Genomic DNA, 26,999 nt, shown 5'->3' with positions numbered 1-26,999 from the left:
TTACATGAAGAGCATTGCAGTTTACGTTGGCCTGTTGTTATCGCTTGTTACGCAACAGGTAGTGGCGGCCAACGTGTTTCTGACAGTATTTCTGGATGATACGCCTTTGCGGGGAATAGCCGTCAGTCTTGATAAGAAGACACTGGGCCTGACAGATTCCGGCGGCAGCGCTAGTGCAGCTATCACGGCTGGCAGACACACTATTATGCTGACTGATGATGACCTTAGCTATCCACTGGAGTTCAGTTCCGGCACCGATGAAGATCTCGAGATCACTGTCACCTTTACCGGTTCGACCGGGAATGCGCCAGCAATCAGCATCATTCCTTCTGCTGCGCAGTCCGCCGCAGAAGCTATCACCTTGCCGTCTACTCAAATAGAGGAAGTGTTTGTATTAGGCGTGTTCAAACCTACGGATGATGCTGCCGGAGTAGAGCGTTATGCCACCACCATTACCAACGCTATCGATGTAGCGCAGCTGGAACGCTTTGGTGACAGCGATGTAGCTGCTGCATTGAACCGGGTTGTGGGTGTTGCGGTGACCGATAACAAATACGCCACTGTCCGCGGACTCGACGGCCGCTATATATCATCTAGTCTGAATGGCCTGCTGATGCCGAGCACCGATCCCCAGCGGCGTGATGTGCAGCTGGATCTGTTTCCCATCAATATTCTGGGCGGTATCGAAATTCAAAAGTCATACTCTCCCGATCAACTGGCCACGACCACCGGTGGATCCATCAAAATTGTGACCAAAGGGCTACCCGATAGTCGTGTGCATAAGCTGTCGGGGGACGTGGGTGTTAACGTTGATTTCACCGGTGATGATGTACTCAGTCATCGCCATAGTGAAACCGAACTGTTGGGCTTTGACAACGGTCTGCGCGACCTTCCCAGCGGAGTACTGGCAGCAACCAACGGCGGCACTTCCCTGACGGTGTGCGACCCTGCTATCGATCCAGTGCGCTGTACCTCGCAATTAGGCGCCGCTCAGTTGGCGGTCAACTTCCAGAATGATTACAACATTGAGGAAAAAACCGCGAATCCGGATTTTGGTCTTGGCTGGGCCTTTGGCGATCGCCTGGCTGCGGGAGATAACGAATGGGGCTACTACCTGGCACTGGACTATGACCGTAAAACTTCAGATCGGGGTGTAGCGGAGTTGACTAACCCGTTGGACACCACGGGTCAGTATCGGCGTGCCGAGGTAAACGTCGCTGTTAATGGCTATGCAGTTGTGGGCTACGAGTATGGCGCAGCGAATGAGATCTTGAGTAAAACCAGCCTTCTGCGTTCTACAGATCACACCACTCGGTTTGAGGAGGGTGTGGACGGACGGGAAGAAACTGTAATCGACCGAGCGATTCTGCAATACGTAGAGCGCCAGTTCTTCTCGCAAGCGGTTACCGGCACCAATGAATTTGAAACTGATTCCGCGACTCACGTAATGGACTGGCGCATGGCTTATTCCCAGACTGACCGTGATGAACCAGATCGTCGTCAATACAGCTATTTCAATGGCAATCTGTCGACCTCTGCGTTCGAGCGCCGCTGGTCAGAGTTAACTGAAGACAGTATTGATGTAGCGGTTGATTACACACTGCCGCTGCAGTGGGGGAATTACAATGTAACTGAGATAAAAGCCGGTCTGTTGTGGTCCGATAAAGATCGTGAGGTCAGTCTGTACCGCTTCGGTATCCGTCAGGGTGATGTGAGGGACATCTCTCTGGGAATTGACCAGGATCTGGAAAACGACGTACTGACTTACCAGAACTTTGTTTTGGACCGTTTTCGGTTAGCGGCCAATACCACCAATACCGACTCCTATAACTCGGTAGAAGAAATACAGGCCTACTACATCAACACCAATACCGAGCTTGGCGATCAGTGGAGCTTCGGACTGGGTGCCCGTTATGAAGACTTCTCCCAGGAGCTCGAATACCCCAATGAAGCTGAGGCCTCCAACGCACTCGAATTCAATGACTGGTACCCGGCGGCCAGCCTGACCTGGCGTCCAGCAGATGAGTGGCAGGCTCGTATTGGCTGGAGCGAGACGGTGTCCTATCCGGGGATTATCGAGCGCTCTGAATCCTTGTCTTTTGATCCGGAAACCGATGACCCAATCTTTGGTAACCCTGATCTGCGGGTCTCCACTATTGAGAATCTTGATGCTCGTCTGGAGTACTACTTCTCAGATACCGAGAGTGTCTCAGTAGCGGTGTTCGCTAAGAAGATTGATCAACCGGTAGAGCAGGCAATCCCCGATGCATCGGGTTCGGCGGCTCGCGGGATTACCTTTCGCAACCAGGAGTCTGCGGACCTGTTTGGAGTAGAGGTGGACATCAACAAAAATGTTCTCGACCGCGACAACTATGTGTTTTGGGTGGGTGGCAACGTTTCCTACATAGACTCTGAAGTTGAGCTTTCCCAAGACTCATTGCGGCTTGAAGGCGAAACTGCCAATGGCAGAGCCCTGCAGGGTCAGTCTGAATGGCTGGCCAATTTTCAGCTGGGGTTCGATCACTACCCCACGGAACAGAAGTTGACGCTGCTGGTGAATTACTTCGACGATCGCATCTTTCGTATTGCCCGCGGCGCTCAGACTGGACCCGAATTCGAATCGGCAAGAATGTTGGTAGATCTGATCTATTCCAAGTTGATTGGAGAGGCCATTTCCGTCGATGCCACAGTCAAAAATCTGTTCAACGAGGACGTTGCTTTCAGCCAGAACGGAACGCAAATCGAACGTTTTCAGACGGGCACTGTGTTTGAAATTGGACTCACCTATGAATTCTTTTAGTTTATTAACAGGCAAGGTAAAAATCATGTTTCATAAAGGGCTACTACTTGCATTCCTTTTCGCTGTTACCACGTTAGTAGGCTGCAGCGGTGATGAGGGCGACACTGTAACAATTATCGTACCGCCGCCCGAAGGTGGTGGAGGCGATGGTGGCGGTGATGGAAACGGCGACGGTGATTGTAATGCCGTGGTGGAAGCAGACTTCGTCAGCTTCAACGCCGATTGTTCTGTCGGTACACTAACCGGCCAGATCGACGAGGATTTTACGTTGCTTGCCGCTGTGCAGTGGCGTCTCGATGGCACTGTTCAGGTCGGCAGCGGGAATCAGAGTGTCGCTTCAGATGCAGACGTTCAAGCATTGCGTGATGCTGGCGTTACGTTAACGGTTGAGGCGGGTACTGACGTTCGCGCTTTTGACACTGGCTCATTGCTGGTGACACGCGGTTCGATGTTGGTGGCTGACGGAACCGCATCTGCTCCGATTACCTTTAGTAGTCTCGATGATAACTACGATGGCTTAGGTGAATGGGGTGGACTGATTATTCAGGGCTTCGCTCCGCAGTATGGTGCCGGTGGTACTGGTGCGTGTTTTGGCAACGGTACGGTCTGCAATGTAGAGGGTGAGGGCGGTACCGAAATTTCGGTTTACGGCGGTAATGACGAGGCTGATAACAGTGGTGTTTTACGCTACGTGAGAGTGGCCGAGGGCGGGTTGGTAGCCGGCCCCAATAACGAAATTAATGGTGTGACTTTGCAGGGTGTCGGTCATGGCACCGTGTTGGAATATATTCAGGTCCATAACAATCTGGACGATGGCGTTGAGTGGTTTGGTGGCACGGTGGATGCCAGATACCTGGTATTGACCGGTAACGATGATGACGATATCGACTTCGACGAGGGTTATCAGGGCAATATTCAATACGCGATTGTGCGCAAAGCACAGGACAAGGATACCCCGACCGGCTCCAATGACCCGCGCGCTATAGAGGCCAATTCCTCCGACGACGAATACGTGCCTGAAACTGAAGCGGTAATCGCCAACGTTACAATTATCGGCAGTAAGCTCAACAACGACCCAGGTTCAAGTGCAGGCGCGCAACCGGGCACCCGACTGCGTGGTGCGGTCACGGTGAGTTTGTTCAACACGTCTGTCGCCGAATTTGACGCCGGGTGTCATCGAATTGATGATGCGGATGTCAACGGAGATGGCACGCTTGTTATCACGTCTACTGTGTCACTGGTGAATGTTCTCAACGATTGCCGCGACGGTATCTACAATAAGCGAAACGCCGATTCTGAAGAGAATGTCGATCTTCTAACACTGACCTACTCTAATACACTAGCTATAAATGAAAGTAAGGGCTTACTTACATTCGCTCCTACTATAGTGGCAGTGAACAACGGTTCTGGTTTTGTGTTTGATCAGACCGCCTACGTTGGGGCGGTAGATCCCGCCGCTGCTACCGGTTGGTGGGAGGGTTGGACGCTGCCGGGAACGGTTGCCGATTCTGAAGCAGTGGCGACAGCGGACTTTGTAAGTTGTGATGCTGACAATAGCGTCTGTACGATTTCGGGAACCATAGATGAAGATTACACCCTGGTGAGTGGCGTTGAGTGGCGTCTGTCAGGAGAGGTATTGGTGGGTACGGGTAACCGCACCGTCGTCGATGATGGTGATGTACAGCTGGTACGTGATCAGGGTGTGACACTCACGGTTCGTCCCGGTCTTGATGTGAAAGCATTCGATGACGGTTCGTTGCTGGTTACCCGTGGCTCCAAACTAATGGCCCTGGGTTCACCCGCAAGTCCTATCACCTTTTCCAGCCTCGACGATGATTACGACGGTGAAGGTGAATGGGGCGGGGTGATTATTCAGGGCTTTGCTCCGCAATATGGCCAGGGTGGAACTGGGGCATGCTTCGGTTCCGGCACAGTCTGTAACGTGGCGGGTGAAGGTGGCACCGTGGTCGGCAATTACGGCGGTAACGATCCCGCCGACAACAGTGGCATGTTGCGCTATGTGCGTATCGCAGAAGGCGGTCTGGTGGCTGGTCCCAACAATGAGATCAATGGCCTGACTCTGCAAGGCGTCGGCCATGGCACAGTGATCGAATATATACAGGTGCACGGTAATCTGGATGATGGCATCGAATGGTTTGGCGGCACCGTCAATGTGCGTTACGCGGTACTGACTAATAATGACGATGACGATATTGATTACGACGAGGGCTACCAGGGCAATGTACAGTACGCCATTATTCGTAAAAATCCTGACAAGCTGGCACCTACTGGTTCGAATGATCCTCGCGGCATTGAAGCCAACTCTTCTGATGATGAGTTTGTTCCAGAGACCGAAGCGGTGCTGGCGAATGTGCTGGTGTTGGGTAGTGCGGTGAATAACAACACAGCATCTGATGCCGGGGCGCAGCCGGGTATGCGATTGCGCGGCGCGCTGACGACCACGGTATACAACACTGCCGTTAAGGATTTCGATGTCGGTTGTGTGCGAATTGATGACGCTGATATAAATGGTGATGGTTCGACGGTTGTGGATTCGTCAGTGGGTTTGGTGAATGTGTTGGGAGACTGTAGCGATGGCTTCTATAACAAACGTGTTGCTGACCTGGAGTTGAACGCCGGCGTAGCCACCAATACTGGCGTCAGCCTTGATGCCGCTTACGCGCTTACTGATTCCGAAGCCGTCGTTGCTGCACCGGGCATTACTGCGGTCAATAATGGCTCAGGCTTTAGTTTCGACGATACAGATTTTGTCGGTGCGGTAGAACCGGGTACCAGCGCCGCGGCAGCGTGGTGGTCGGGATGGATTATTCCGGGCTCTTTGGACTGAGTCGAAAGCTCTGTCTTTCTTTTATGCGGGTTCCCACCAGGCATCACCAAGCAGAGACCGGCATAAGGCGGCCATATCTTCTGCCAGTGCTGAGTAATTGATCTTGTCGGTTGTCGCCAATACCAGGCTACCAAACAGGTAGCGAAACAGGACAGTTTCAACATTAAGCCAGCGGCTGGGAACGCTTTGGCGCAATACGGTAGTGAACATTTGCGAGACAAGCCCTTCTATGGCCGCAAAACTGTCCAGCACCGCGGGGTCCCGCGAAGAGAGGTTATGGATACACGCGCCCAACAGTCTCGCGTTTTCTCTATCGAGACTAGCGATGCTCTGGCACAGGTCTTGTACCTTTTCACCTACGGTATGCCCCGCAGGTGGTAGCACAATCAAATTATTGAGCAGATTTTGAGCCTGCAGAAGCGTTACTTCAGCGAGCAGGTGCTCTCGGGAGGTGAAATACCGATACAGGGTGGTGCGCGAAACTCCAGCGGCAGCTGCTACCGCCTCCATCGCTACTTCATGTCCCTGCGCCTGCACCAATAGCGTGGCTTGCCCCAGTATCAGCTCGCGCCGCTGTTGTTGCTCTGGGCTAATACGGCGCCTGAAGGTTTGAATGTCGGACATGGGTCATTCCTCTGAAGGCCGCGAGCTGAAAAATGCAAATGGACGTAAAGCCAGTTAGAATGGCGTCTAGACACCTGTAGTTACAAGTGTAACATCAGCTGTAACACAGTCGCCAGTCGGATTGGGTGGCAGATTAAGAGAGTACTAGCAGCCTATTGTCTGTTGCCCCAACTGTTGTACTCAAAAAGCGTGGTTGAAAGGAGTGGGTCTGGAGTAGTATGTCGGAAAATACAGCAGCGGCGAATATCCCAACTGTTGCAATGATATTAGGATAGATAAATGAATGTACGTGCTTTGCTCGCGCTAATTGTTTCGCACAGTGTTGTCGCTGCTGTCGGATTTGCCATGGGTATTTACGCCCTGCCTATTTTGACCGCGCCACCAGCACCCAGTGATGCCGAGGTTCAAGTTGCCGCTGCCGAGGCAACTTACGTGACCGAGTTCGTCCGGGAATTGCGTGATAGTGATGGGCTGCATTGGGGCGAAGGTACCGTGACGATCACTGCCAATAGCATCGCATTGATGGGCAAGCTTGCCCCTGGCCCTGATTATAAACTTTACCTATCGCCGGAATTTGTTGAGACAGAAGCTGATTTTCTGCGCCTGAAATCACGCATGGTTCAGGTTGCTGATGTGCGTACCTTTGATAACTTTGTGGTGTCGATACCCGGGTCTATTGAAGTTGATGAGTTTCGCGCGATCATTATCTGGTGCGAATCTTTCGGTCAGTTCATCACGGCGGCCGAGTATCGATAGCACTACACCGTGCTTGCTTCGGCCGCTGGTTTTTAAGTGAGTTGACCCAGGAGCCAGCGTACGTCACAGCGCTGGGTGAGATGCAGAAACTGATGCAGAGTCCTGAGGATATGCGGTGTTGGTTCGAGGCCTGGCGCCGAGAGTTCGGCGCCTTAAGTGACAGCTAGCGAGTCACCACAAGGTGGGAAATATCGGCCACCTGCAGGAACAGTTCACGCAATGATTGCAGCAGTAGCAGGCGGTTATTACGCACCTCCAAATCGTCTGCCATAACCATTACCTGATCAAAGAAGGCGTCCACAGGCTCCCTCAGGTCAGCTAATGTAGCCAGACTGGCGGCATAATCTCCGCTGTCCAGCAAGGCGGCAACCGATGTAGTTTTGGCCTTGATCACGGCCGCCAATGCTTGTTCAGCAGGCTCTTGAAGTAAGCCCTCACTTACCTTCAATCCTTCGGTATCATTGCCTTGCTTCTCTAGTATATTGGAAACTCGCTTATTGGCTGCAGCCAACGCCTGAGCTTCCGCTAGCGCGGCAAAGCTGTGCACAGCGTGCACCCTGCGGTGTATATCCAGTGGTTGTGACAGCTTTCTGGCAGCGACTGACATAAACACCTGCACCGGTATGTTCTCGTCTTCATACCAGGCCCTAAACCGATCCAGCATATAGTCTAGCACCGCTTCTACGGTGCCGGCGGCAATCAGGTCTGCCGGGTACTGAGCCGCGGCCTGCTCCAGTAACTGGCGCAGGTCCAGGGGCATCTCTCGCTCAACCATTATTCTCAAAACACCCAAGCTGGCGCGGCGCAGTGCAAATGGGTCGCGTGAGCCAGTGGGTGCCTGACCAATGCCAAAAATACCCACCAGCGTATCCAGTCTATCTGCCAGCGCTACGCAGCAGGCCACCGCACTGGCCGGCAAATGATCACCGGCGAAACGAGGCCAGTACTGCTGTTCGATAGCGTCAGCGACAACGTCGTCTTCACCATCATGAAGAGCGTAATAGCGTCCTGCGATACCCTGCATATCGGCAAACTCGCTGACCATATCGGTAATCAGGTCAGTTTTGCCAAGCAATGCAGCACGCTGTGCCTGAGCCTGGTTACAGCCGCTGGCGTCTGCAATGAGCCCTGCCAAAGTTTCCAGGCGTCGAGATTTATCCAGCAGCGTACCCAGCTTTTGCTGGAACACGATGCTCTCGAGTTTGGGGACTCTATCTGCCAGCGGGATTTTCTTGTCGCTGTTAAAGAAAAAGTCGGCGTCGCTCAGCCGCGGCCGAATGACCCGCTGGTTACCGTCGATGACCTGGGCTGGGTCCTTACTTTCAATATTGGAGATGGTTATGAAGCGGGGGAGAAGTTGTCCATCGGTGTTGACCAGATGAAAGTACTTCTGATGCTCTTTCATGGAATACACCAAGGCCTCAGCAGGCACTTGCAAAAAGCGTTCTTCAAATGAGCCGGTGAGAGCGACTGGCCACTCTACCAGGCCAGTGACTTCATCCAGCAGGTCGTCATCGATGACAGCAACGGCATCGTGCAGTTCAGCCTGTTCATTCACTTGTTTGCGTATCAGTTCGCGGCGTTCATCAAAGTCAGCTATGACATAGTGCGAGCGCAATAACTCAGCGTACTGCTCCGGCTGCGTTATGGTCAGTTCGCCCTGACTATGAAACCGATGGCCGTGGGTGGTGTTTCCTGATTTAAAGCCGAGTACTTCTGCTTCTATGACGGTGTCTCCCAGCAACATAACAATCCAATGCACTGGCCGCACAAACTCTGTACGTGTGGCTCCCCAGCGCATGCGTTTGGGAATGGGTAACTGACTGACACTCTGGTTGAAGATATCGGCCAAACAGGCAGCGGCACTTTGCCCGGCTTCGATGCTGCGAAAGCCTAGTCGTATACCCTTGGGGGTTTCTATTTCCTGCAGTTGCTCCGGTTCTACACCGTTCTTGCGCGCAAAACCCTGCGCTGCTTTCGACCAGCTACCATCGGCTTCTTTGGCACGGTCCGCCGGTGGGCCTAATGCTTCAACCTCGCGGTCTGCCGCTTGTTCCTGCACCGCTTCTATCATGACGGCCAGCCGCCGTGGGGAAGCAAAGCTTTGCAGCTTGCCATGGTTCAGGCTGTGTTCCTCCAGCCCCGCGACGATGCCTTTGGCAAAGGCGTCACGCAATTTTTGTAACGCACCAGGGGGTAACTCTTCAGTGCCTATTTCGATCAGCAGATTACTGGAGCTCATGATGCTGCCTCCTGCTGATCAAGGGCCTGGGCGCGCAGCTCCTCAGTCGCCAGAGGAAAGCCCAGCTTAAGGCGTGTTTGATAGTAGGCCTCAGCAACGCCTCTGGACAGACTGCGCACGCGCAAAATAAAACGTTGGCGCTCGGTGACTGAGATGGCGTGACGCGCGTCCAGCAGATTGAATGCATGCGAAGCCTTCATGACCAGTTCATAGGCTGGCAGTGGCAGCGGTTCATCACGATCCAGTAGTTGTTGGCACTGGGCTTCACAGTGATCGAACTGGGCAAACAGATTGTCGACGTCTGCCTCTTCAAAATTGAAATGCGACATTTCAACTTCGTTCTGGTGGAACACATCGCCATAGGTCACCTTGCCGGCCGGGCCATCGGTCCAGACCAGATCGTAGATACTGTCAACGCCCTGCAGGTACATTGCGATGCGCTCCAGGCCATAGGTGATTTCACCAGACACTGGGAAACACTCCAGACCACCAACCTGTTGGAAGTAGGTAAATTGTGTCACCTCCATACCGTTGAGCCAGACCTCCCAGCCCAGCCCCCAGGCGCCAAGCGTGGGTGATTCCCAGTTGTCTTCGACAAAACGTATATCGTGTATGCCGGGGTCAATGCCTAATTCGGTCAGAGATTGTAGGTACAGTTCCTGAAAGTTGGCTGGCGAAGGTTTCAGAATGACCTGAAACTGGTAGTAGTGCTGGAGTCGGTTTGGGTTCTCGCCATAGCGTCCGTCAGTGGGACGGCGACAGGGCTGAACGTAAGCTGCATTCCAGCTTTCTGGTCCGATAGCGCGCAGAAAAGTGGCCGGATGAAAGGTTCCAGCGCCTACTTCAAGGTCCAGCGGTTGCAGCACCACACAGCCCTGAGCCGCCCAGTATTGCTGCAAAGCGAGTATAAGGCCTTGGAAGGTATCTATTTGGGGGGTGGTATCTGTCACCGGTAATCCTGCTACAGCAAAAAAGCCCACTATTATACATTCTCTTTAGACATCATAATACGCACTCTGAATTGGACCTTCTCGCTGTGGCTGGCGATGTCGAATCGCTGGAGAAATAACGCCTCATGTTTTTTGGAAAACTGATTGCCGGATTATTAGGTTTTTTGCTGCTGGGCTGGGTAGGTCTGGTATTAGGCCTGTTAGTCGGGCATGCCTTTGATCGTGGATTGGCGCGCAACATCGCCTTTACCTCCCCCGAGCAGTTAGACGCGATTAGGCAGCAGTTTTCCGAAACCTGTTTTACCCTGCTCGGGGTTATTGCCAAGGCGGATGGCCGAGTCAGCCCGGAAGAGATCACCCAGGCTGAGCATATTATGACTCAGCTGGGCATAGAGGGTAGCCAGAGACAGGCTGCTATCGACTACTTCAAGCAGGGCGCTGAGCCTGACTTTCAGATAGAACCGGCCATTGCCAGCTTTCTCGAGCGCAGCCAGGGCCATCGTCAGTTGAACCAGACTCTGTTGATGTTCCTTATCACGATGGCGTTGGCCGACGGTGTGATAGATCGGAATGAGCGCCAAGTGATGGAATCCTGCGCACGGCAGATGGGCTTTGACCAGGTCGCCTTTAACCATTTGCTGGGAATGATCGAGGCGCAGAGTCATTTTCACAGTTTTGGGGAATCCGGGTCCGCTGATGCGGATATGTTGAGCGATGCTTATCGGGCTTTGGGCGTTGCCCCTGATAGCGATGAGCGGACGGTCAAACGCGCCTACCGTAAGCTGATGAGTGAAAATCATCCGGACAAGTTGATCGCACGCGGTGTGCCGGAAGCGATGGTCAAGATCGCTACTGAAAAGTCACAAGAAATAACCGCGGCATACGAATTAATTAAAAAATCAGCGTGAGGCGCAGTTTTCAGCTAGCTGCGAAACGGGCCTGTCACCTCATAGGTTAAGCCATCATTACCTGATAGCCCGCCACTGGCGCCCCACTGTGAGCTGAAATAGAAACGGTCACCATTGGGGCTGAATGCAGGGCCAGCCATTTCGCTATCTTCCTGATCTAAAATTTGAATGAGCGCTGCGGTTTTGCCCTCGCTGTTCACCAGTACAATTTGCATGTTGCCGCCATCTTCTGCGACTAATACCTGGCCAAGTGCATCAATGGTAACGTTGTCCACTCCGCGCAGTTCAGCGTCAGGTTTGCGGTGAGCGGAGTACAAAATTGTCAATTGATTGGTATCGGTGCGGTAATGCCAGAGTCGGTTGTCATTTTTGGTGGTAAAAAACAGTGAGTCATTCTGCCAGGCAATGCCCTCGCCGCCGGCGAACCGAATGACGTCGTCTAGTTGATAGCGGGTAGCAGTGCCTTTGATAAGCGTGGGGTCTGGAACTTCGCGCCAGTGTATGGCGCGCGGATTGTCACTGGTTTCGCAGGCGGCTTCAAGAATACCGTGATCGAGGTCGGCGCGTCCGCGACTATAGCGTGCTGGCCTAAATCGATACAGGCATCCATCGGGCACGTCTTCCGTCATGTACAGATAGCCGGAACGCAGGTCGACTGCTACCGCTTCATGACAGAACAAGCCCATAGCGGGCCTTGGTTCAGCGGCGACTTTGCCATAAGGATCACACTCGTAGACCAACCCTTCAAATTCGTACTCGGGTTCCTCGCAAGATAACCAGGTCTGCCATGGCGTAGCACCGCCGGCGCAGTTGCGCTCGGTGCCGCGCAATATCGGATAGGCGTCTACAATATTGCCATCGCGGTCGAATCGAATTGAACTCGCGCCACCGCGGCTATTGCGCAGTTCGCTGTTACTAACGTAAATCCAGCCGCCGTTATCGGCTGGAAAGCAGGCCCCTCCGTCGGGCGCTGAATGCCAGACAAACTCGCTACCTGGCAGTACCACCTGTTGTGAGCGCGCAACGATGCGTCCGGTAAAACCGTCAGGGAGTAATAAGCCCGGCACGTTTGATGGCTTTAGCGGGCCGTACCCGGGTGGCGACGCAGGGCCATTGGCAGCGCTGCCCAGTACCGTGGTCGACAGCAGGCCCGCACTCGCGGCGAGCGCTTGCTGTAGAAGTTGGCGTCGTGAATACATGGGCCTATGCAATCAGCGCGCGTCAGCGCTATTCAGGGCGTAGCGCAATTGCACACTCGCATTGATACGTTGCAGCGCATAACTATAACCCTGCTCCTGACCACCATCTGCTCGCGCAGCTTCTGCCATCATCATGCGTGGCTGTGGCTGCATGGCGCGGCCTTCAGAGACCTGCAGCGCCTGCCCAAGACTGGCGCCGACCTCATTGGCCATCAATGTTGCTTTCCTTTTTCCGGCAGCTATAGCCACCTTGAGCGCCGCCATCTGCAAGGCTTCTTGCTGGCTGTGGCTGAGCTGCGGGGAGTTGATTTGATTCAGTTTTAGCTCAGACAATCGCGTTAACAGGGCTGGATACTGCTCGAGATCGGTCAAACGAAAGCTGACGGTACGGATAACGGTCTGGCCCAGATAGTACCGTTCCTGCTTGCGCCATTCGTATTCCGGGCGGGCCTGAGTCTGTGAGCTATCGATGCGGTCTTCAGCAACGCCGGTCTTGCGCGCTGCCGCCAGTACCTGATTGATGATAGTCGCGGTATTAGCCTGCGCTTGTTCCAAACTAGAGTCGGTGCTGCGTGCTACGACCGAAAAAGTCAAAGTGTCTGGCACAGCTTCCACGAAACCCTCTCCGGTGACGCTGACAAAACGCTGTTGTGAATCATCAGCCAGTGCGCAAGCGCTGAGGGCTATGCTGCATAGCAGCGCGGTCAGGTATCGCATAGACATATCTCCCATCCTAAAATTTCAGCATACCAGCATTATACCGCAGCCGATGCGTGGGAACCGCGCTACAGGTCACGTTATTGTGGTTTCTGTGCCACCAGAAAGGCGCGATTACGCTCGCCTTGATCCAGATCGCCGCAGCGATCGTCCTCGCGATAGAAGCGTATTTTTAAGTCAGAAAATAGGCTCAATAGTTCGCTTTCTTGCAGCAGATGGTCGTCCCTGGAAGGGCCTGAGTCTGCTAGCTTGTTGGCGCAAAAAGTTTGATAAAAAAGCACGCCGCCCGGCTTTAGAGCCCGGCTCAGATTGGCACAGCTGGGACGATGCAAAAAGTGAGCTACACATATAACGTCAAAGCTGGCCGGTTCAGGTGGCAGTTTTTCACAGTCTCGCTGCAGGGTCTGCAGCGTGATTTTTTGTTCCAGCGCCCACTGCAGCTGCAGCTTTAGCGCCATTGCCGAAATATCCCAGACCGATGTTGTTAGCCCTTGCTGCGCCAGCGACAAACCATTGCCGCTGGCACCGCAGGCCAGATCGAGGGCATTGCCATGCTCTGGCAATAAATGCTGATTATGAGTCAGTACCCAGCTGGGTGCACCGGGCGCGGTGATATCCCGATAGCGTTGATCCCACTTTTGCGCAGCGCTCATGTGCGCCAGAACGCCGGCGTAAATAGTACGAGGACGGTAAATACTTCAAGTCGACCCAGTAGCATCGTCGCACACAGAATCCATTTGGCCGGGTCGTTGACGTTGGCATAATGGCTGGATACTTCGCCAAGACCAGGTCCCAAATTGTTTAGCGAGGCGGCCACAGCGGAAAAAGCGGTTTCAAAATCCAACCCGGTTCCGACCAGCAAGATTAACACCACGATAAAAACTGCCATATAGACGGCGAAGAAACTCCACACTGCGCTGATAATTTTGGCTTCTACGCGACGATTGCCTATTTTGAGTGGAATCACCGCATTGGGATGTACCAGCTGCTTGAGTTCGCGCAGACCCTGTTTGTAGATCAGCATCAGGCGCATGGCCTTAATGCCGCCTCCGGTAGATCCGGCGCAGCCTCCCATGAAGGAAAACATCAACAGCATGAGTGGCAGGAAGCTTGGCCAGTTGGCAAAATCTGCAGTCGCGTAGCCTGTGGTGGTGGTGATCGAGATCGCCTGAAAGATACCGTGCACCAGGCTCTCTGAGGTGCTGTAGGTCTGGGTATAAAGCAGCATCAGACAGGTGATGGTAATACAGAGTGTCAGCACCGCGGCGAAAAATACCGTCTCTGAGTCTTTGTAATAAGGTAAATGGCTGCGCTGGCGCCAGGCGGTAAAGTGCAGACCAAAATTGATCGCGGCGACAAACATAAAGAAGCTTCCTACCATGAAAATGGCCGGGCTCTCGTAATAACCCATGCTGGCATCGTGGGTAGAAAATCCGCCGATGGAAACGGTAGAGAAGGCATGACAAATAGCATCGAACCCAGTCATGCCGGCAAACCAGTATGCCAGTGCACAGGCACAGGTTAGCGCTACATAAACCAGAAACAGGGCTTTGGCGGTCTCCGTAATACGTGGTGTCAGCTTACTGTCTTTGGAGGGTCCGGGAGTTTCAGCCTGATACAGCTGCATACCACCAACCCCGAGCATTGGCAGAATCGCAACTGCGACAACAATGATTCCGATACCGCCCAACCACTGTAGCAGCTGCCGATAAAGCAGCAGTGAACGGGGCCAATCGTCGAGACCGGTGATGACGGTGGCGCCGGTAGTGGTCAATCCGGAAATGGATTCAAAAATGGCGTCGGTTACTGACAGATTGGCGCCGTCCAGTAGCGCAAAGGGCAAAGCCCCAAACACGCCGAGGACAGTCCAGAACAGAACGGTAATCAGAAATCCATCTCGTACTCGCAGTTCCTGGCGGGAGCCGCGCGCCGGCAACCACATCAGGAAACCGCTGATCAGAGTGATAAAGAAGGCTGTCAGAAAGCCGCCGCCGGCACCGTCGTGGTTGAGCAGAGCCATGGCCAGTGGTATTAACATGATGCAGCTGAACAGCATCAGTAGTATGCCAAGAATACGTAGAATGATTGAGGGGTGCATAGAGCGCGCTAGAAAAAACTTAAACCGACCTGAAACAGCCGCTCGACCTTATTAACCTTGGTCTTATCGACAAGAAACAGAATCACGTGGTCGTCAGTTTCCACTTGGATGTGTTTGTGTGCAATGAGCACCTCGCTACCGCGGACGACAGCACCAATAGTCACGCCCTCGGGCAGTTCTATTTCATCCAGTCGTCGCCCCACAACTTTAGACGAGCGAGAATCGCCGTGCGCGATCACTTCAATGGCTTCCGCCGCACCGCGGCGTAGCGAGTGCACATTGGAGATATCACCGCGACGCACGTGTGTCAGCAGGCTACCGATGGTAATTTGCTGCGGAGAGAGCGCGATATCTATCTCGTCACCCTGCAATAGATCGACGTAAGCCTGGTTCGTTATCAGCGTAATAACCTTGCGCGCGCCCATACGTTTGGCCAGCATAGCGATCATGATGTTGGCTTCATCATTGTTGGTCAGCGCGCAAAAGACGTCGGTCTTGTCGATATTTTCAGAGGCCAGCAGGTCGGTATCGCTGGCGCTACCATTGAGGACAATGGCGTGTTTAAGTTGCTCCGATAGCTCTCGGCAGCGATTGTAGGATCGCTCAATGACCTTTAGCTGGTAATCTGCCTCTATCGATTCCGCCAGGCGCGAGCCAATATTGCCGCCGCCTGCAATCATGATCCGCTTGTAGGGTTTTTCCGCGCGGCGCAGCTCTGCCATGACCGCTCGAATGTTTTTCTTGGCGGCGATAAAGAACACTTCGTCATCTGCCTCTACCACCGTGTTGCCCTCGGGGATGATCGAATGATCACGTCGGAAAATGGCCGCTACCCGAGTATCGACGTCAGGCATGTGTTTGCGAATTTCCTTTAGCTCTTGCCCAACCAATGGGCCCCCATAGTAGGCTCTGACCGCAACCAATTGGACCAACCCATCGGCGAAGTCGAGTACTTGCAGTGCGCCCGGATTGGCTATTAGCTCACTGATGCTCTTGGTGACCAATTGCTCGGGACTGATCAGTACATCCACCGGCACGTGGTCGCTGTTAAACAAATCGGTATAGGCCAGATATTGCTGTGAGCGCACGCGCGATATCTTGGTTGGTGTGTGGTACACCGTGTGGGCAACCTGACAGGCCATCATATTGATTTCATCACTGTTGGTGACGGCAATCAGCATGTCGGCATCTTCAGCGCCGGCATGATAGAGAGTACTGGGATGCGAGGCGTGACCAAAAACCGTGCGAATATCGAGTCTGTCCTGCAGCGCGCGCAGTTTTTCCGCGTTGCTATCGACAACGGTAATGTCGTTTTGCTCAATGGCGAGATGCTCGGCAAGCGTGCCACCGACTTGGCCTGCACCGAGAATTATGATTTTCATGATTGTGTAGTTTCAGCAATGGTCGCCAGCAACCACAATAATGAATTAGCCAGTCTATTGTAAGAGCACTGGTAATATTCCACGCTGTCAGTGACTGCTGCCGGCTTTCCTTAATAGCGCGTAGTAGAGCCCGTCCGCACCTTCCGCCTGCGGCAGCAGTTGTCGCCCAAATTCACATTCAACCCCCCATGCTGTCTGCAAAGGTTGGTGCTCGGCATCGCTTTGCTCTTGCAGGAACCTGGCGACGACCTGTTGATTCTCAGCGGGCAGTATTGAACAAGTCACATAGAGCAAGTTGCCGCCGGCTGCCAATTTGGGCCACAGGGCCGTTAGAATTTGTAGCTGTAGCTCTGCCAGTGGTTTGATGTCGGTAGGTCGTCGCAGCAGCTTGATATCCGGGTGCCGCCTTAGTACGCCGCTGCCTGAGCAAGGCGCGTCAATCAAAATAGACTGGAAAGAAGCGTCTTCCAGTGCAACGGATGGGTTGCTGGCATCCTCTACCAGCAAGGTGGCTGACAGCGCTAAGCGTTGCAAATTTTCTGCGACGCGGTGCAAGCGCTCTGGGCTATTGTCAGCCGCTACCAACTCAGTCAGTTGTGGCTGTTGTTCGAGCAAGTGACAGGCCTTGCCGCCCGGTGCGCTGCAGGCGTCGAGAACCCGCTCTCCCGGTTGTGGTTTTAATAGGGTGGCAGCTAATTGCGCGCCCTCGTCCTGCACACTGGCATGGCCTTGCGCGAAGCCGGGTAACAATGCAACGTCGACGGCCGTCTCCAGCCTTAGCCCCGTTTCTGTCAGCGCGCAAACACTGCTATTGATCCCGGCAGCGTGAAGCTGCAGCTTATAGTCCGTCGTCGAGACTTGCTGCTGATTAACCCGCAGGCACATAGGTGGATGGCTATTGGCGGCCGCAATAATAGTGGCGAGCTGCTGTGGCCAGGCCTTGCGAATTTGTTCGAACAGCCATTGGGGCAGGCTTGCCTGTTGTGCCGGGGACAAATTTTCCAGCAGTGACTCGCGCTCTCTTACGCTGCGTCTGAGTACGCCATTGACCAGACCGGTGGCCCAGTTTTTGCCCAGTTCCCGGCATGATTCTACGGTTGCCGATAAGGCCGCGTGATCGGGAACACGCATCTCCAGTAGTTGGTACAGGCCGCATAGGAGCAGGGCATGTATATCGTCGTCTTTGCTTTTAAGGGGTTTTTTAAGCAGTTGTTCGAGAATGCCCTGCAGCCGGTGATAGCTGCGCAAGGTGCCATAGCTTAATTGTTGCACCAGCGCGCGTTCGCGCGCGGCCACCGTGTCCAGCTGCGTGGGCAATATTTTACTCAATGAGGCCCCGCTCAGGGTAGCTGCTATAGCCCGCGCGGCAGCGGTGCGAGCCGTGTTAGTCACGATCAGCTAAACCGGTTGCCGCAGGCTAGCAGCTGGCTGCGTGACAACAGCAGCTGCGAGCTTGGCAGACTTTTGCCACCGGGAAATTGTAATTGCAAAAGTCGCAGATGGCCGTTGCCGCAGGCGACAATGATAGCGTCTTTTTCCAGCGCCACTATCTCACCCGGGTGGCCGGCGGGATAGTCCGTGGTTGTCTGTTGCGACTGCCAGATTTTTACCCGCTCATCCTGAAGGTTGCTCCAGCACACGGGAAACGGATTAAACGCGCAAATCTGGTGATGAATCGCGGCGCTGCTCTTCTGCCAATCGACGGCCGCCTCAGCTTTAGTAATTTTGTGGGCGTAAGTGGCTGCCGTATCATCCTGGATAATGGCGCTGGCCAGGTGTGCGGGCAGGTCGTCGAGCACCTCCAGCAGGGCAGCGCTGCCCAACTCAATGAGTTGATCGTGCAACACCGCGGCGGTGGTGTCTGCACCCAACTCGATGCTACGCACTGCCAGTACCGGCCCGGTATCAAGTCCGGCTTCCATGCCCATAATGCAGATACCCGACTTGTCATCGCCAGCTTCAATCGCGCGTTGTATCGGCGCTGCACCGCGCCAGCGCGGTAGCAGTGAGCCGTGTACATTCAGGCAACCGTAGCGTGGACTGTTGAGCACTGCCTGCGGCAATATCAGCCCGTAGGCGACCACTACCAATACATCTAGCTGCAGCTCGGCCAGTTGCGCCTGGGCAATGGGATCTTTGAGGCTGGGTGGCTGACGTACTTCGATGCCGGCCGCAGCGGCGAGGCTTTTTACTGGACTTGGCGTAAGACGGCGACCCCTGCCGGCGGGTCGGTCAGGCTGAGTATAGACTGCAACCACAGAATGCCGGGTTTCCAGTAGAGCTTGTAGATGGGCCGCGGCAAATTCCGGAGTGCCTGCAAAAGCTACGCGCAGGCCACGCGAATCGAGGTTCATCCGGCGTCCAGGCGATGCTGTTTTTCTAGCTTTCTGCGTATGCGGGTGCGTTTTAGCGCTGACAAATAGTCCACGAAGAGCTTGCCGTCGAGATGGTCTATCTCATGCTGTATACACACAGCCAGCAACCCTTCTGGTTGCACGGAAAACGTTTTACCGGAGCTGTCTTGAGCGGTTACGTTGATGTGTTGCGGTCGCGCCACGGTTTCATAGAAACCAGGCACCGACAGGCAGCCCTCGTCATACTCCGCCGTGTCAGGATCAACGATGGTCACCTCAGGATTGATAAATACCAGCGGTTGGTCTTTTTCTTCGGAGACATCGATCACCAACAGGCGCCTGTGGACGTTGACCTGGGTAGCCGCAAGACCAATACCCGGTGCTGCATACATGGTCTCAAACATATCTTCGACGAGTGTTTTCAGGGCCGCATCAAACTCTGTTACTACTTGCGCTTTGGTGCGCAGGCGGGGGTCGGGGAACTCAAGAATTTCCAGTAAAGCCATAGTCGTGGTGTGTCGTCAGCAAAAAACAGCGCGAATAAATGTACATAATTACTTGCTTGCCCATTTGAGCGGCAGCAAACTGGCCTATATTATACTAGTTGTGTTCAAAACATGCCCACCCTGGGGATAGAAAGGGAGTTTAGGGAACAATAATGAAGAAACTATTAATAGCCGGATACTTTTTGTTGGCCAGTCTGCTACCCATGTCTCTGCAGGCAGACGAACTGGTGCTGGCAGAAAATGCTCCAGAGGTTTATATCGTCAAGAAAGGGGATACGCTCTGGGCTATTTCCAATATGTATTTGCGCGACCCTTGGCTATGGCCCGAGATCTGGGAAGTAAATCCCCAGGTAGACAATCCCCACCTGATTTATCCGGGTGATCAGCTGTATTTGGTATGGGTGGATGGTCAGCCGCGCCTGCGAGTGCGTCGTGGCGAAGCATCGCGTACAGTCAAACTCACCCCCACGATGCGAGTGGAGCCGTTGTCATTGGCTATTCCAGCTGTCTCGTTGGAACAGATAGGCGCCTGGCTGACAGGCCATCGCATCGTAGAACCAGTAGACTTGGAGAATGCACCTTATGTAGTGGCTGGCGAAAAGCGCCATCTTCTGAGCGCTGCGGGTGACCTATTTTACGCACGTGGTGAGTTTCCCGAGGGCGAAACCGGCTTCGGTATCTTTCGGCGCGGTGATGTCTATTCAGACCCTCTAACTGGCGAGGTGCTGGGTGTGCAGGCGGTCGATATCGGCAGCGCGGTAATGGAAGAGACTCACGATGAAGACATAAACCAATTGGAAGTGACGCGGGTGACGGAAGAAGTTCGTAACGCTGATCGCTTACTGCCCAACGAGACCCGTTCCATCACCGCGACGTTTTACCCGCGGGCGCCTGAGACCGACACGGATGCTTTTATGATCGCTGTTGATGGTGGCGTTAGCCAAATCGGCACTATGGATGTAGTAGCGATTAACCTGGGTGAGCGTGAAGGTATGGAGGCTGGCACGGTGCTGGCAATTTTCCAGACTGGTGAGGAAGTGAAAGATCCCGTGACTCGCGAAAAGATCCGTATGCCCGATATGCGTGCGGGTCTGTTAATGGTGTTTCGCACCTTTGAAAAAGTCAGCTACGGTATTGTTATGCGTAGTGACCGGCCATTGGCCGTAGGTGATCGGGTAACCAATCCCTGAGAGATAGTTAGCCCGGCACGGATGCCGACGATTTCAGCGCAATGATCAAGGATGATCTATGCAATCCGAAGAGCAGCAGCAGTGGCTGACCTTGCACCTTTTATACGGTGGCAGGCGATCACTGTGGAGAGCCTTACTGGCGAGTTTTGCTTCACCAGCCGCAATACTTGAGGCAGGCCCTGAGCAATGGCGTGCCGCTGGCATAAACCCCTCTAATCAACGCCGACAGGCCAGCGCTACAATTCAAAAGCAGGCTTTGGCGCTGTATCAGCAGTTGCAGCGGCTGGAGGCTGAACTGCTGCCGCTGACGGCACCGGGCTACCCGTGTTTACTCGCCCAGATTCCCGATCCGCCGCCGCTGCTTTATGTGCGCGGCAATGCCGACTATTTGCGGCGCCCTTCGCTGGCGATAGTGGGTAGTCGTAAACCTGGCAGCGCCGGCCTGCGGGCGGCTGCAGAATTTTCGACTGCTGCGGTCCGTCAGGATCTGGGGGTGGTCAGCGGCTTGGCTTTGGGCGTTGACGCCCGCGCTCATCAGTCTGCTTTGGATAGCGACGGTATTACCATTGCAGTCATGGCTACCGGGGTCGACTATTGTTATCCCCGTCGACATCAGGCGATGGCTTCAGAGATTATTCGCCGGGGCGTTCTGGTGAGCGAGGCATTGCCGGGTAGCAAGCCGTTGCCGAGCCGATTTCCCCAGCGCAACCGAATTATCAGCGGTCTGAGCCTGGGGGTGTTGGTGGTGGAGGCGGCGCAGCGCAGCGGTTCTCTGATAACAGCCAGAGTTGCATTGGAGCAGAATCGAGAAGTGTTTGCTTTGCCGCAATCGGTTTACTATGGCGGTGGCGCTGGTTGTAACAGTTTATTGCGTGATGGCGCTACTCTTGTGACCTGTGCCGACGATATTTTTGTCGAACTGGGGATGCTGCTCCAGGCGCAGCAGGCCTTGCAGCAGGATGTGAAGGTTGAGCTGCCTTCGGAGCTATTAGCGGTTTATGCGATGGTGGGCTTTGAACCGGTCAGCGCTGACGCCTTGGCTGATTTGCTGGGCATTGGAACACCGACAATGCTGGCTGCGCTGATGGAGCTGCAACTGCGTGGCATGGTGCGTGTTGAGGCAGGACAGTTCATGCGCACCTAGAAGCGGGGTTGATACTGTGCCAGCAACGGGTTAAATTCCGCGCTCTTCACAATCGGAAGCGAGGCAAGTAAGCAATGAGTGAGTCATTTGTAGCAGTATTGATGGGTTCAGATTCTGATTTACCAGTCATGGAGGCCAGTTTCGCCATCCTGCGCCAGTTGCAGATACCTTTTGAAGCCAAGGTAACTTCTGCCCACCGCACCCCGGCGGCAACCCATGAATATGTTTTGGATGCGGACGCCCGTGGTTGCGCAGTTTTTATTGCGGCCGCAGGTATGGCGGCCCACTTGGCTGGCGCAGTGGCGGCTAATACGGTGAAACCGGTTATAGGTGTGCCCATTGATGCGTCACTGGATGGTCTTGATGCATTGCTGTCTACGGTGCAGATGCCTGGCGGTATTCCGGTAGCGTGTGTGGCCATTGGTCGCGCTGGTGCCAAAAATGCGGGCTATCTCGCGGCACAGATTATGGCTACCGCAGACAGTGATTTGGCCCAGCGATTGCGCGAGACGCGAGCGGCAGACGCGGCTGCGGTGCAGGCTAAAGACGCTGCTTTACAGGAAAAGTTGCGCGATTAATGCAGTCGGTGCAGGACTTCCGGTTGCGGCAGGGATTGTCGTGTATCCACGCTGGCGGAGTCATTGCCTATCCTACTGAGGCGGTCTGGGGTTTGGGTTGTGATCTCTGGAATCAAACCGCGGTCACGCGCCTGCTGGCGCTTAAAGCCAGACCGGTCGAGAAAGGCCTTATTCTGGTAGCGGCGCAGATGAGCCAGTTTGACTGGTTACTGCATGACCTTCCAGCTGCCGATCTTGCGCGCTTGGGCGCAAGTTGGCCTGGGCCGGTTACCTGGTTGATACCCCATTATGATCGGGTACCCGACTGGATCTGTGGTGAACACGGGACAGTCGCCATCAGAGTAAGCGCTCACTCTACGGTTAAGGCGCTATGTAATGGGCTAGAGGGTCCTTTGGTTTCGACCTCAGCCAATGTGGCAGGGAGCCAACCAGCGCGCCATTTATTTCAGGTTGTGAAGCACTTTGGATTGCGACTGGATGGTGTGGTGCCCGGTGTCTTGGGCGATAGCGCTAATCCATCAGTCATCCGAGACTTGGCTTCAGACCGTATCTTTCGTCCTGGTTAGGAATTTGTGGCGGCCCTGTGCTTCGTCCCGCCGCCCGTGTGACCGGACCATACTTCAACGCAGGTAGAGCAGATGACTACAGATTTCAGCACAGCACCTAGAGAATACTTTCTCAATTTACAGGACCAGATATGCGCTGGACTTGCTGCCGCAGATGGCGCTGCCAGCTTTTTGACCGATGAATGGGAGCGCCCCGAGGGCGGTGGCGGCCGCAGCCGAGTGTTGACCGATGGCGCGGTGTTTGAAAAAGCGGGTGTGAACTTTTCCCACGTAATGGGTGCTTCTCTACCAGCCAGTGCCTCCGCTCAGCGTCCGGAATTGGCGGGTCGCAGTTATCAGGCCATGGGCGTGTCCCTGGTGATACATCCGCGCAACCCCTACATCCCGACATCACACGCCAACGTGCGCTTATTTATTGCCGAGAAACCTGATGCCGAACCGGTCTGGTGGTTTGGCGGCGGTTTTGATCTAACCCCCTATTATGGCTTTGAAGAGGACTGCCAGCATTGGCATACGGTTGCCGCCGCCGCGTGTGCACCGTTTGGTGAGGATGTGTATGACCGCCACAAGCAATGGTGTGATGACTACTTCTACTTGCCTCATCGTCAGGAACCACGTGGTGTTGGGGGCCTGTTCTTTGATGACTTGAATGAATGGGATTTTGATACCACGTTTGCCTACGTGCAGTCGGTTGGCGATGCTTTCTTGCCCGCCTATTTACCTATTGTGGAACGGCGCCGTGACGAGAGCTGGGGCGAGCGCGAACGACAGTTCCAGCTGTATCGCCGTGGCCGCTATGTAGAGTTCAATTTGGTCTATGACCGCGGCACCCTGTTTGGGTTGCAGTCCAATGGACGCACCGAAGCCATTCTTATGTCACTGCCGCCGTTGGTGCGTTGGGAGTACGATTATCAGGTGGAGCCAGGGTCGCCAGAGGCACGCCTGTACGATGTTTTTTTGCAGCCTAGTGATTGGTTGGCGGCGTGACAGAGTTGGACAAGTACGCCGTGTTCGGCAATCCAGTGCGCCACAGCCGGTCGCCCCAAATTCACACAGCGTTTGCGGCCCAGTTTGGCGACGAAATCCAGTATCGCAGTGTCTGTGTTGAACCCGGCGACTTTGCGCGTGCAGCCGATGATTTTTTTGCCGCCGGGGGGCGCGGTCTAAATGTTACTGTGCCTTTCAAATACGAGGCCTATGGCTACTCCACGACACGTAGCTCTGGGGCGGAGCAGGCCGGAGCGGTAAATACCCTGAGTCCCCTAACTGGCGGGCAATGTCACGGTGACAATACCGACGGTGTTGGGCTGGTACGGGATATGATCGCCAACCTTGGATGGACTCTGCGCGATCGTCGGGTGCTGTTACTGGGTGCTGGCGGTGCCGCCAGCGGCGTACTTGGGCCGTTGTTGCGGGAAAAGCCTGCAGCGCTGGTGGTGGTTAATCGCACCGCCGCGCGTGCGAACGATTTGGTGCAAAAATTTGCTACCCAGGGCCCTTTGAGCGGGGGTGGCTATGAATTGCTGGAGACACAGGACTTTGACCTGATCATTAATGCCACTAGCGCCAGTTTGGCCGGTGACTTACCGCCGCTGCCAGGCTCCCTGCTGAATATGCGCAGCTGCTGTTACGATATGATGTATGCAGTGGAGCCCACGGTTTTCATGCGCTGGGCCGCGGAAAATACCGCTTGGGCGATAGCCGACGGTCTGGGAATGTTGGTGGAACAGGCGGCGGAGGCGTTCTATATCTGGCGGGGGCAGCGGCCCCAGACGGGGCCCGTCATTACCGAACTACGCCAAGCTATGGAGGCAGGCTAAATGGTCAAACGTTTTATAGCAGGAGCGGTGTGCCCCCGCTGTGGTGAGCAAGACAAACTGCGCGTGGATATGGAGGCGGACACTCGCGATTGTGTGGCTTGTGGCTACACTGACGAACGCCCTTCAGACACCAAAGTTGAGGAGCCCAAGACCCGGGTCAACGCGCCCGTGCGTATTATGGACACGGTGGCGGAGCCAGTGACCCTGATCCCCGCCTCTAAGCCTGAGAAAGACTGAGCTCAGCAGTAAGGCGCAGCTCGATATCGGCATTTCTACTGAGACAGGGTAGCTCTTGCCAGGCGTTGGCAGCTGCTTGTTGCGGTTGGAACTCCGCGTAGCGTTGTTGTTCAAATAGGTGTTCACGGTCCACCAGTCTTTTTACCGTATGGTCAACCAGGCTATCGAGACGGTTGGCCAGTTCATCACCGATCAGGTGGTGGACAATTATATTGGCGCGCATCATATCCACCGGCAGTAGTGGCTGGTGAAAGTGGTGATTGTGGCGTTCGTTGACCTCTTCCAGCAGGCGCTGCGCCAGAAACGACTCATCCAGTAGTGCCAGTAAACCGCTGGCTTGGCTCAAGTCATCTGGCGGCGTAAGAAAATAGTCTTCTGCGATGTGCAGAAAGGGTGCCGCGTAGGCATAAGCCTTGGTGCGTCTGCTGATGGTGGTTGCACTGTCTATAAATTCAGGGACGTAATCGATATATTGCTCAACGAACCCAACCAGCCTCTGTGCCGGATGTGTCTCTGGCAGCAGCAAGCGCAGGCTTAACTCTGGCAGCTGTTCGCTAAAATAGTTTTGCAAAATGCCGGAGCGAGATTCCTCACGCTTGGCGCCTGCGATGATCTGCCGGATCGTGTCAGTGCCCATAAGCCATCAACCTGCAATCCTGAAACTTTAGCCTAGTACAAAACGCTGATTTAGCCAGCGGGGTCAAGCCAGCCGTGACGCCGACTGAGCTGCCAGTAGCACAGGCCCAGGCTGACGCCTCTGGCACCGTTAAACAACAAAAAGGCCGCCCACAAACCGTGATTCCCCCACGGTTGTAGCAGGTACCACGCCGGCAGATAGATCAGCAACAACGAAGCAACCATGGTCCACATCATGTAACGGGTTCTGGCAGTACCAATAAATACGCCGTCCAGCAGATAGGATGCCGCGGCGATCAGCGGTAGTGCCACCAGCCAGGGCTGATATTCCAATAGCAGTATTACGACTGCCTGATGACTGGTGAACAGGCTGAAAAGCTCCCCGCCAAACCAACCAAACAGCGCGCTCAGCGCCGCAGCGGAGAGCAGGCTCCATGCGCTGCAAGCCCATACCACTTCATAAAACAGGTCTAGCCTGCCGGCCCCGGCGGCACTGCCTGACAGGGCCTCGGCGGCGTAGGCGAATCCGTCCAGGCCATAGGCGGCAAACAACAGCAGGTTGAGAATAATGGTATTGGCAGCCAGCTGCTCCTCACCAAAGCTGGCGCTTTGGGAGGTGAAAAAGGCAAAACTGAAGAGCAGACAGCTGGTGCGAATAAACAGGTAGCGGTTGCTGTTGAGTAACTCCCGGTAATGCTGCCACTGTAGCAGGCGGGCGCGCTGCTCAGCCCCGAGCTGAAATTTCTGCTGCCGCAGCATTACCAGCACGGCAATCGCCAGGCCGCAGTATTCAGCACCAACGGTGGCGTAGGCCGCACCATCACTTTTCCAGTCCCATACCACGACAAACAGCAGATCCAGCGCAACATTGATCAGGTTGGTGCTGACCACAATCACCAGCGGCCAGCGCATATTCTGGCGCCCGATAAACCAACCGACCACGGCATAAGTCATAAGCACCGCCGGTGCGCTGTAAATTCTTATACGCGCGTAACTTTCTGCCAAGGGCGTCAAATCCGGTCCAGCCGCCATCCAGCCTAGCCCCAGGGTCAACCATAGTCGATGTGTCAAAATGACCAGCAGTGCCAGGATTAGCGCCAGAATAAGCGACTGCAGCAACACTTCCTGTTCCCGCTCGCGGTTGCCAGCGCCAACCGCGCGGGCAACCAGCCCCGTTGTTCCCATGCGCAGAAAACTGAAACCCCAGTAAAGAAATGACAACACCGCGGCACCCACGGCGACTGCCCCAAGATAGCGGGTATGCTCCAGATGTCCCAGAATGGCAGTATCCACCAGTCCGAGCAGGGGAATTGAGATGTTGGATACGATTGCCGGTAGGGCAATATCCCATATCTTGCGCTGTAGTCCCGACTCAGGCCGCATATCTTGGAAACTTGTCCTGCATCAAAACACTGTCACCCAAACCCCGTTTATAATCAGCGAC

24 protein-coding genes are annotated in these 26,999 nt (G+C 54.6%); 11 read left to right on the top strand and 13 right to left on the bottom strand.

The window, feature by feature from the left end; translation table 11 throughout:
* Positions 1 to 4: 4 nt before the first annotated feature.
* Together EYC98_RS03675 and EYC98_RS03670 are read left to right on the top strand one after the other, a co-directional pair.
* Positions 5 to 2,800, top strand: a complete 2,796-nt coding sequence (locus tag EYC98_RS03675; protein ID WP_279243948.1) for a TonB-dependent receptor domain-containing protein — start codon at positions 5 to 7, stop codon at positions 2,798 to 2,800.
* A complete protein-coding gene (locus tag EYC98_RS03670) occupies positions 2,787 to 5,648 on the top strand; it encodes a hypothetical protein (protein WP_279243947.1) in 2,862 nt (953 codons plus the stop codon). The genes EYC98_RS03675 and EYC98_RS03670 overlap by 14 nt, the downstream gene beginning before the upstream one ends.
* Before the next feature lie 21 nt (positions 5,649 to 5,669).
* Here the strand turns inward: EYC98_RS03670 and EYC98_RS03665 are convergent, their stop codons facing one another.
* Positions 5,670 to 6,272 carry a TetR/AcrR family transcriptional regulator gene (locus EYC98_RS03665; RefSeq protein WP_279243946.1) on the bottom strand — a complete coding sequence of 201 codons (603 nt, stop codon included), beginning with the start codon at positions 6,270 to 6,272 and terminating at the stop codon, positions 5,670 to 5,672.
* A 279-nt stretch (positions 6,273 to 6,551) separates the two neighbouring features.
* Between EYC98_RS03665 and EYC98_RS03660 the strand changes: the two genes are divergently transcribed.
* Positions 6,552 to 7,028 carry a DM13 domain-containing protein gene (locus EYC98_RS03660; RefSeq protein WP_279243945.1) on the top strand — a complete coding sequence of 159 codons (477 nt, stop codon included), beginning with the start codon at positions 6,552 to 6,554 and terminating at the stop codon, positions 7,026 to 7,028.
* A 163-nt stretch (positions 7,029 to 7,191) separates the two neighbouring features.
* On the opposite strand, the gene glyS is transcribed toward EYC98_RS03660, so the two are convergent.
* The gene (gene glyS / locus EYC98_RS03655; RefSeq protein ID WP_279243944.1) at positions 7,192 to 9,270 is read right to left on the bottom strand and encodes a glycine--tRNA ligase subunit beta; all 2,079 of its coding nucleotides are present in this window, start codon (positions 9,268 to 9,270) and stop codon (positions 7,192 to 7,194) included.
* Positions 9,267 to 10,220, bottom strand: a complete 954-nt coding sequence (gene glyQ, locus EYC98_RS03650; RefSeq protein WP_279243943.1) for a glycine--tRNA ligase subunit alpha — start codon at positions 10,218 to 10,220, stop codon at positions 9,267 to 9,269. The genes glyS and glyQ overlap by 4 nt, the downstream gene beginning before the upstream one ends.
* Before the next feature lie 125 nt (positions 10,221 to 10,345).
* Between glyQ and djlA the strand changes: the two genes are divergently transcribed.
* The gene (gene djlA, locus EYC98_RS03645; protein ID WP_279243942.1) at positions 10,346 to 11,128 is read left to right on the top strand and encodes a co-chaperone DjlA; all 783 of its coding nucleotides are present in this window, start codon (positions 10,346 to 10,348) and stop codon (positions 11,126 to 11,128) included.
* Between the two features lie 14 nt (positions 11,129 to 11,142).
* Here the strand turns inward: djlA and EYC98_RS03640 are convergent, their stop codons facing one another.
* The 8 genes from EYC98_RS03640 to def all read right to left on the bottom strand — a co-directional run bounded on the left by EYC98_RS03640 (position 11,143) and on the right by def (position 19,384).
* On the bottom strand, positions 11,143 to 12,327 hold the full coding sequence (locus EYC98_RS03640; protein WP_279243941.1) for an alkaline phosphatase PhoX: 1,185 nt from the start codon (positions 12,325 to 12,327) through the stop codon (positions 11,143 to 11,145).
* Between the two features lie 12 nt (positions 12,328 to 12,339).
* Positions 12,340 to 13,044, bottom strand: coding sequence for an SIMPL domain-containing protein (locus EYC98_RS03635; RefSeq protein ID WP_279243940.1), 705 nt, complete (start codon positions 13,042 to 13,044; stop codon positions 12,340 to 12,342).
* 80 nt (positions 13,045 to 13,124) lie between these two features.
* On the bottom strand, positions 13,125 to 13,697 hold the full coding sequence (locus tag EYC98_RS03630) for a class I SAM-dependent methyltransferase (protein ID WP_279243939.1): 573 nt from the start codon (positions 13,695 to 13,697) through the stop codon (positions 13,125 to 13,127).
* Positions 13,694 to 15,142, bottom strand: coding sequence for a TrkH family potassium uptake protein (locus EYC98_RS03625; RefSeq protein WP_279243938.1), 1,449 nt, complete (start codon positions 15,140 to 15,142; stop codon positions 13,694 to 13,696). The genes EYC98_RS03630 and EYC98_RS03625 overlap by 4 nt, the downstream gene beginning before the upstream one ends.
* Before the next feature lie 8 nt (positions 15,143 to 15,150).
* A complete protein-coding gene (gene trkA, locus EYC98_RS03620; protein ID WP_279243937.1) occupies positions 15,151 to 16,524 on the bottom strand; it encodes a Trk system potassium transporter TrkA in 1,374 nt (457 codons plus the stop codon).
* An 87-nt stretch (positions 16,525 to 16,611) separates the two neighbouring features.
* The gene (gene rsmB, locus EYC98_RS03615) at positions 16,612 to 17,916 is read right to left on the bottom strand and encodes a 16S rRNA (cytosine(967)-C(5))-methyltransferase RsmB (protein ID WP_279243936.1); all 1,305 of its coding nucleotides are present in this window, start codon (positions 17,914 to 17,916) and stop codon (positions 16,612 to 16,614) included.
* Between the two features lie 2 nt (positions 17,917 to 17,918).
* Positions 17,919 to 18,878 (bottom strand): methionyl-tRNA formyltransferase, encoded by a 960-nt coding sequence (gene fmt, locus EYC98_RS03610; RefSeq protein WP_279243935.1) that lies wholly within the window; start codon positions 18,876 to 18,878, stop codon positions 17,919 to 17,921.
* Positions 18,875 to 19,384 (bottom strand): peptide deformylase, encoded by a 510-nt coding sequence (def, locus tag EYC98_RS03605; protein WP_279243934.1) that lies wholly within the window; start codon positions 19,382 to 19,384, stop codon positions 18,875 to 18,877. Before def ends, fmt begins: the two co-directional genes overlap by 4 nt.
* A gap of 152 nt (positions 19,385 to 19,536) precedes the next feature.
* Here def and EYC98_RS03600 point away from each other — a divergent pair, with 152 nt between their 5' ends.
* The 7 genes from EYC98_RS03600 (at position 19,537) to EYC98_RS03570 (ending at position 24,919) form a co-directional block, all read left to right on the top strand.
* A complete protein-coding gene (locus tag EYC98_RS03600; protein WP_279243933.1) occupies positions 19,537 to 20,574 on the top strand; it encodes a LysM peptidoglycan-binding domain-containing protein in 1,038 nt (345 codons plus the stop codon).
* Positions 20,575 to 20,632: 58 nt separating this feature from the next.
* A complete protein-coding gene (gene dprA / locus EYC98_RS03595; RefSeq protein WP_279243932.1) occupies positions 20,633 to 21,718 on the top strand; it encodes a DNA-processing protein DprA in 1,086 nt (361 codons plus the stop codon).
* 74 nt (positions 21,719 to 21,792) lie between these two features.
* Positions 21,793 to 22,296, top strand: a complete 504-nt coding sequence (gene purE / locus EYC98_RS03590; protein ID WP_279243931.1) for a 5-(carboxyamino)imidazole ribonucleotide mutase — start codon at positions 21,793 to 21,795, stop codon at positions 22,294 to 22,296.
* The gene (gene tsaC, locus EYC98_RS03585; protein ID WP_279243930.1) at positions 22,296 to 22,862 is read left to right on the top strand and encodes an L-threonylcarbamoyladenylate synthase type 1 TsaC; all 567 of its coding nucleotides are present in this window, start codon (positions 22,296 to 22,298) and stop codon (positions 22,860 to 22,862) included. Before purE ends, tsaC begins: the two co-directional genes overlap by 1 nt.
* A gap of 72 nt (positions 22,863 to 22,934) precedes the next feature.
* The gene (hemF, locus tag EYC98_RS03580) at positions 22,935 to 23,849 is read left to right on the top strand and encodes an oxygen-dependent coproporphyrinogen oxidase (RefSeq protein WP_279243929.1); all 915 of its coding nucleotides are present in this window, start codon (positions 22,935 to 22,937) and stop codon (positions 23,847 to 23,849) included.
* Positions 23,846 to 24,682 carry a shikimate dehydrogenase gene (gene aroE, locus EYC98_RS03575; protein ID WP_279243928.1) on the top strand — a complete coding sequence of 279 codons (837 nt, stop codon included), beginning with the start codon at positions 23,846 to 23,848 and terminating at the stop codon, positions 24,680 to 24,682. Before hemF ends, aroE begins: the two co-directional genes overlap by 4 nt.
* A complete protein-coding gene (locus tag EYC98_RS03570) occupies positions 24,683 to 24,919 on the top strand; it encodes a YheV family putative zinc ribbon protein (protein ID WP_279243927.1) in 237 nt (78 codons plus the stop codon).
* On the opposite strand, the gene EYC98_RS03565 is transcribed toward EYC98_RS03570, so the two are convergent.
* A complete protein-coding gene (locus EYC98_RS03565) occupies positions 24,900 to 25,556 on the bottom strand; it encodes a hypothetical protein (RefSeq protein ID WP_279243926.1) in 657 nt (218 codons plus the stop codon). The genes EYC98_RS03570 and EYC98_RS03565 overlap by 20 nt on opposite strands.
* Before the next feature lie 50 nt (positions 25,557 to 25,606).
* Positions 25,607 to 26,938, bottom strand: coding sequence for an MATE family efflux transporter (locus tag EYC98_RS03560; protein ID WP_279243925.1), 1,332 nt, complete (start codon positions 26,936 to 26,938; stop codon positions 25,607 to 25,609).
* Between the last annotated feature and the right edge of the window lie 61 nt (positions 26,939 to 26,999).

This window comes from Candidatus Litorirhabdus singularis, assembly GCF_026262625.1.
GTDB classification, from domain to species: Bacteria; Pseudomonadota; Gammaproteobacteria; order Pseudomonadales; family Halieaceae; genus Litorirhabdus; species Litorirhabdus singularis.
The sequence above is the reverse complement of the archived record's forward strand: the minus strand, read 5'-3'. Positions and strand labels throughout refer to the sequence as shown.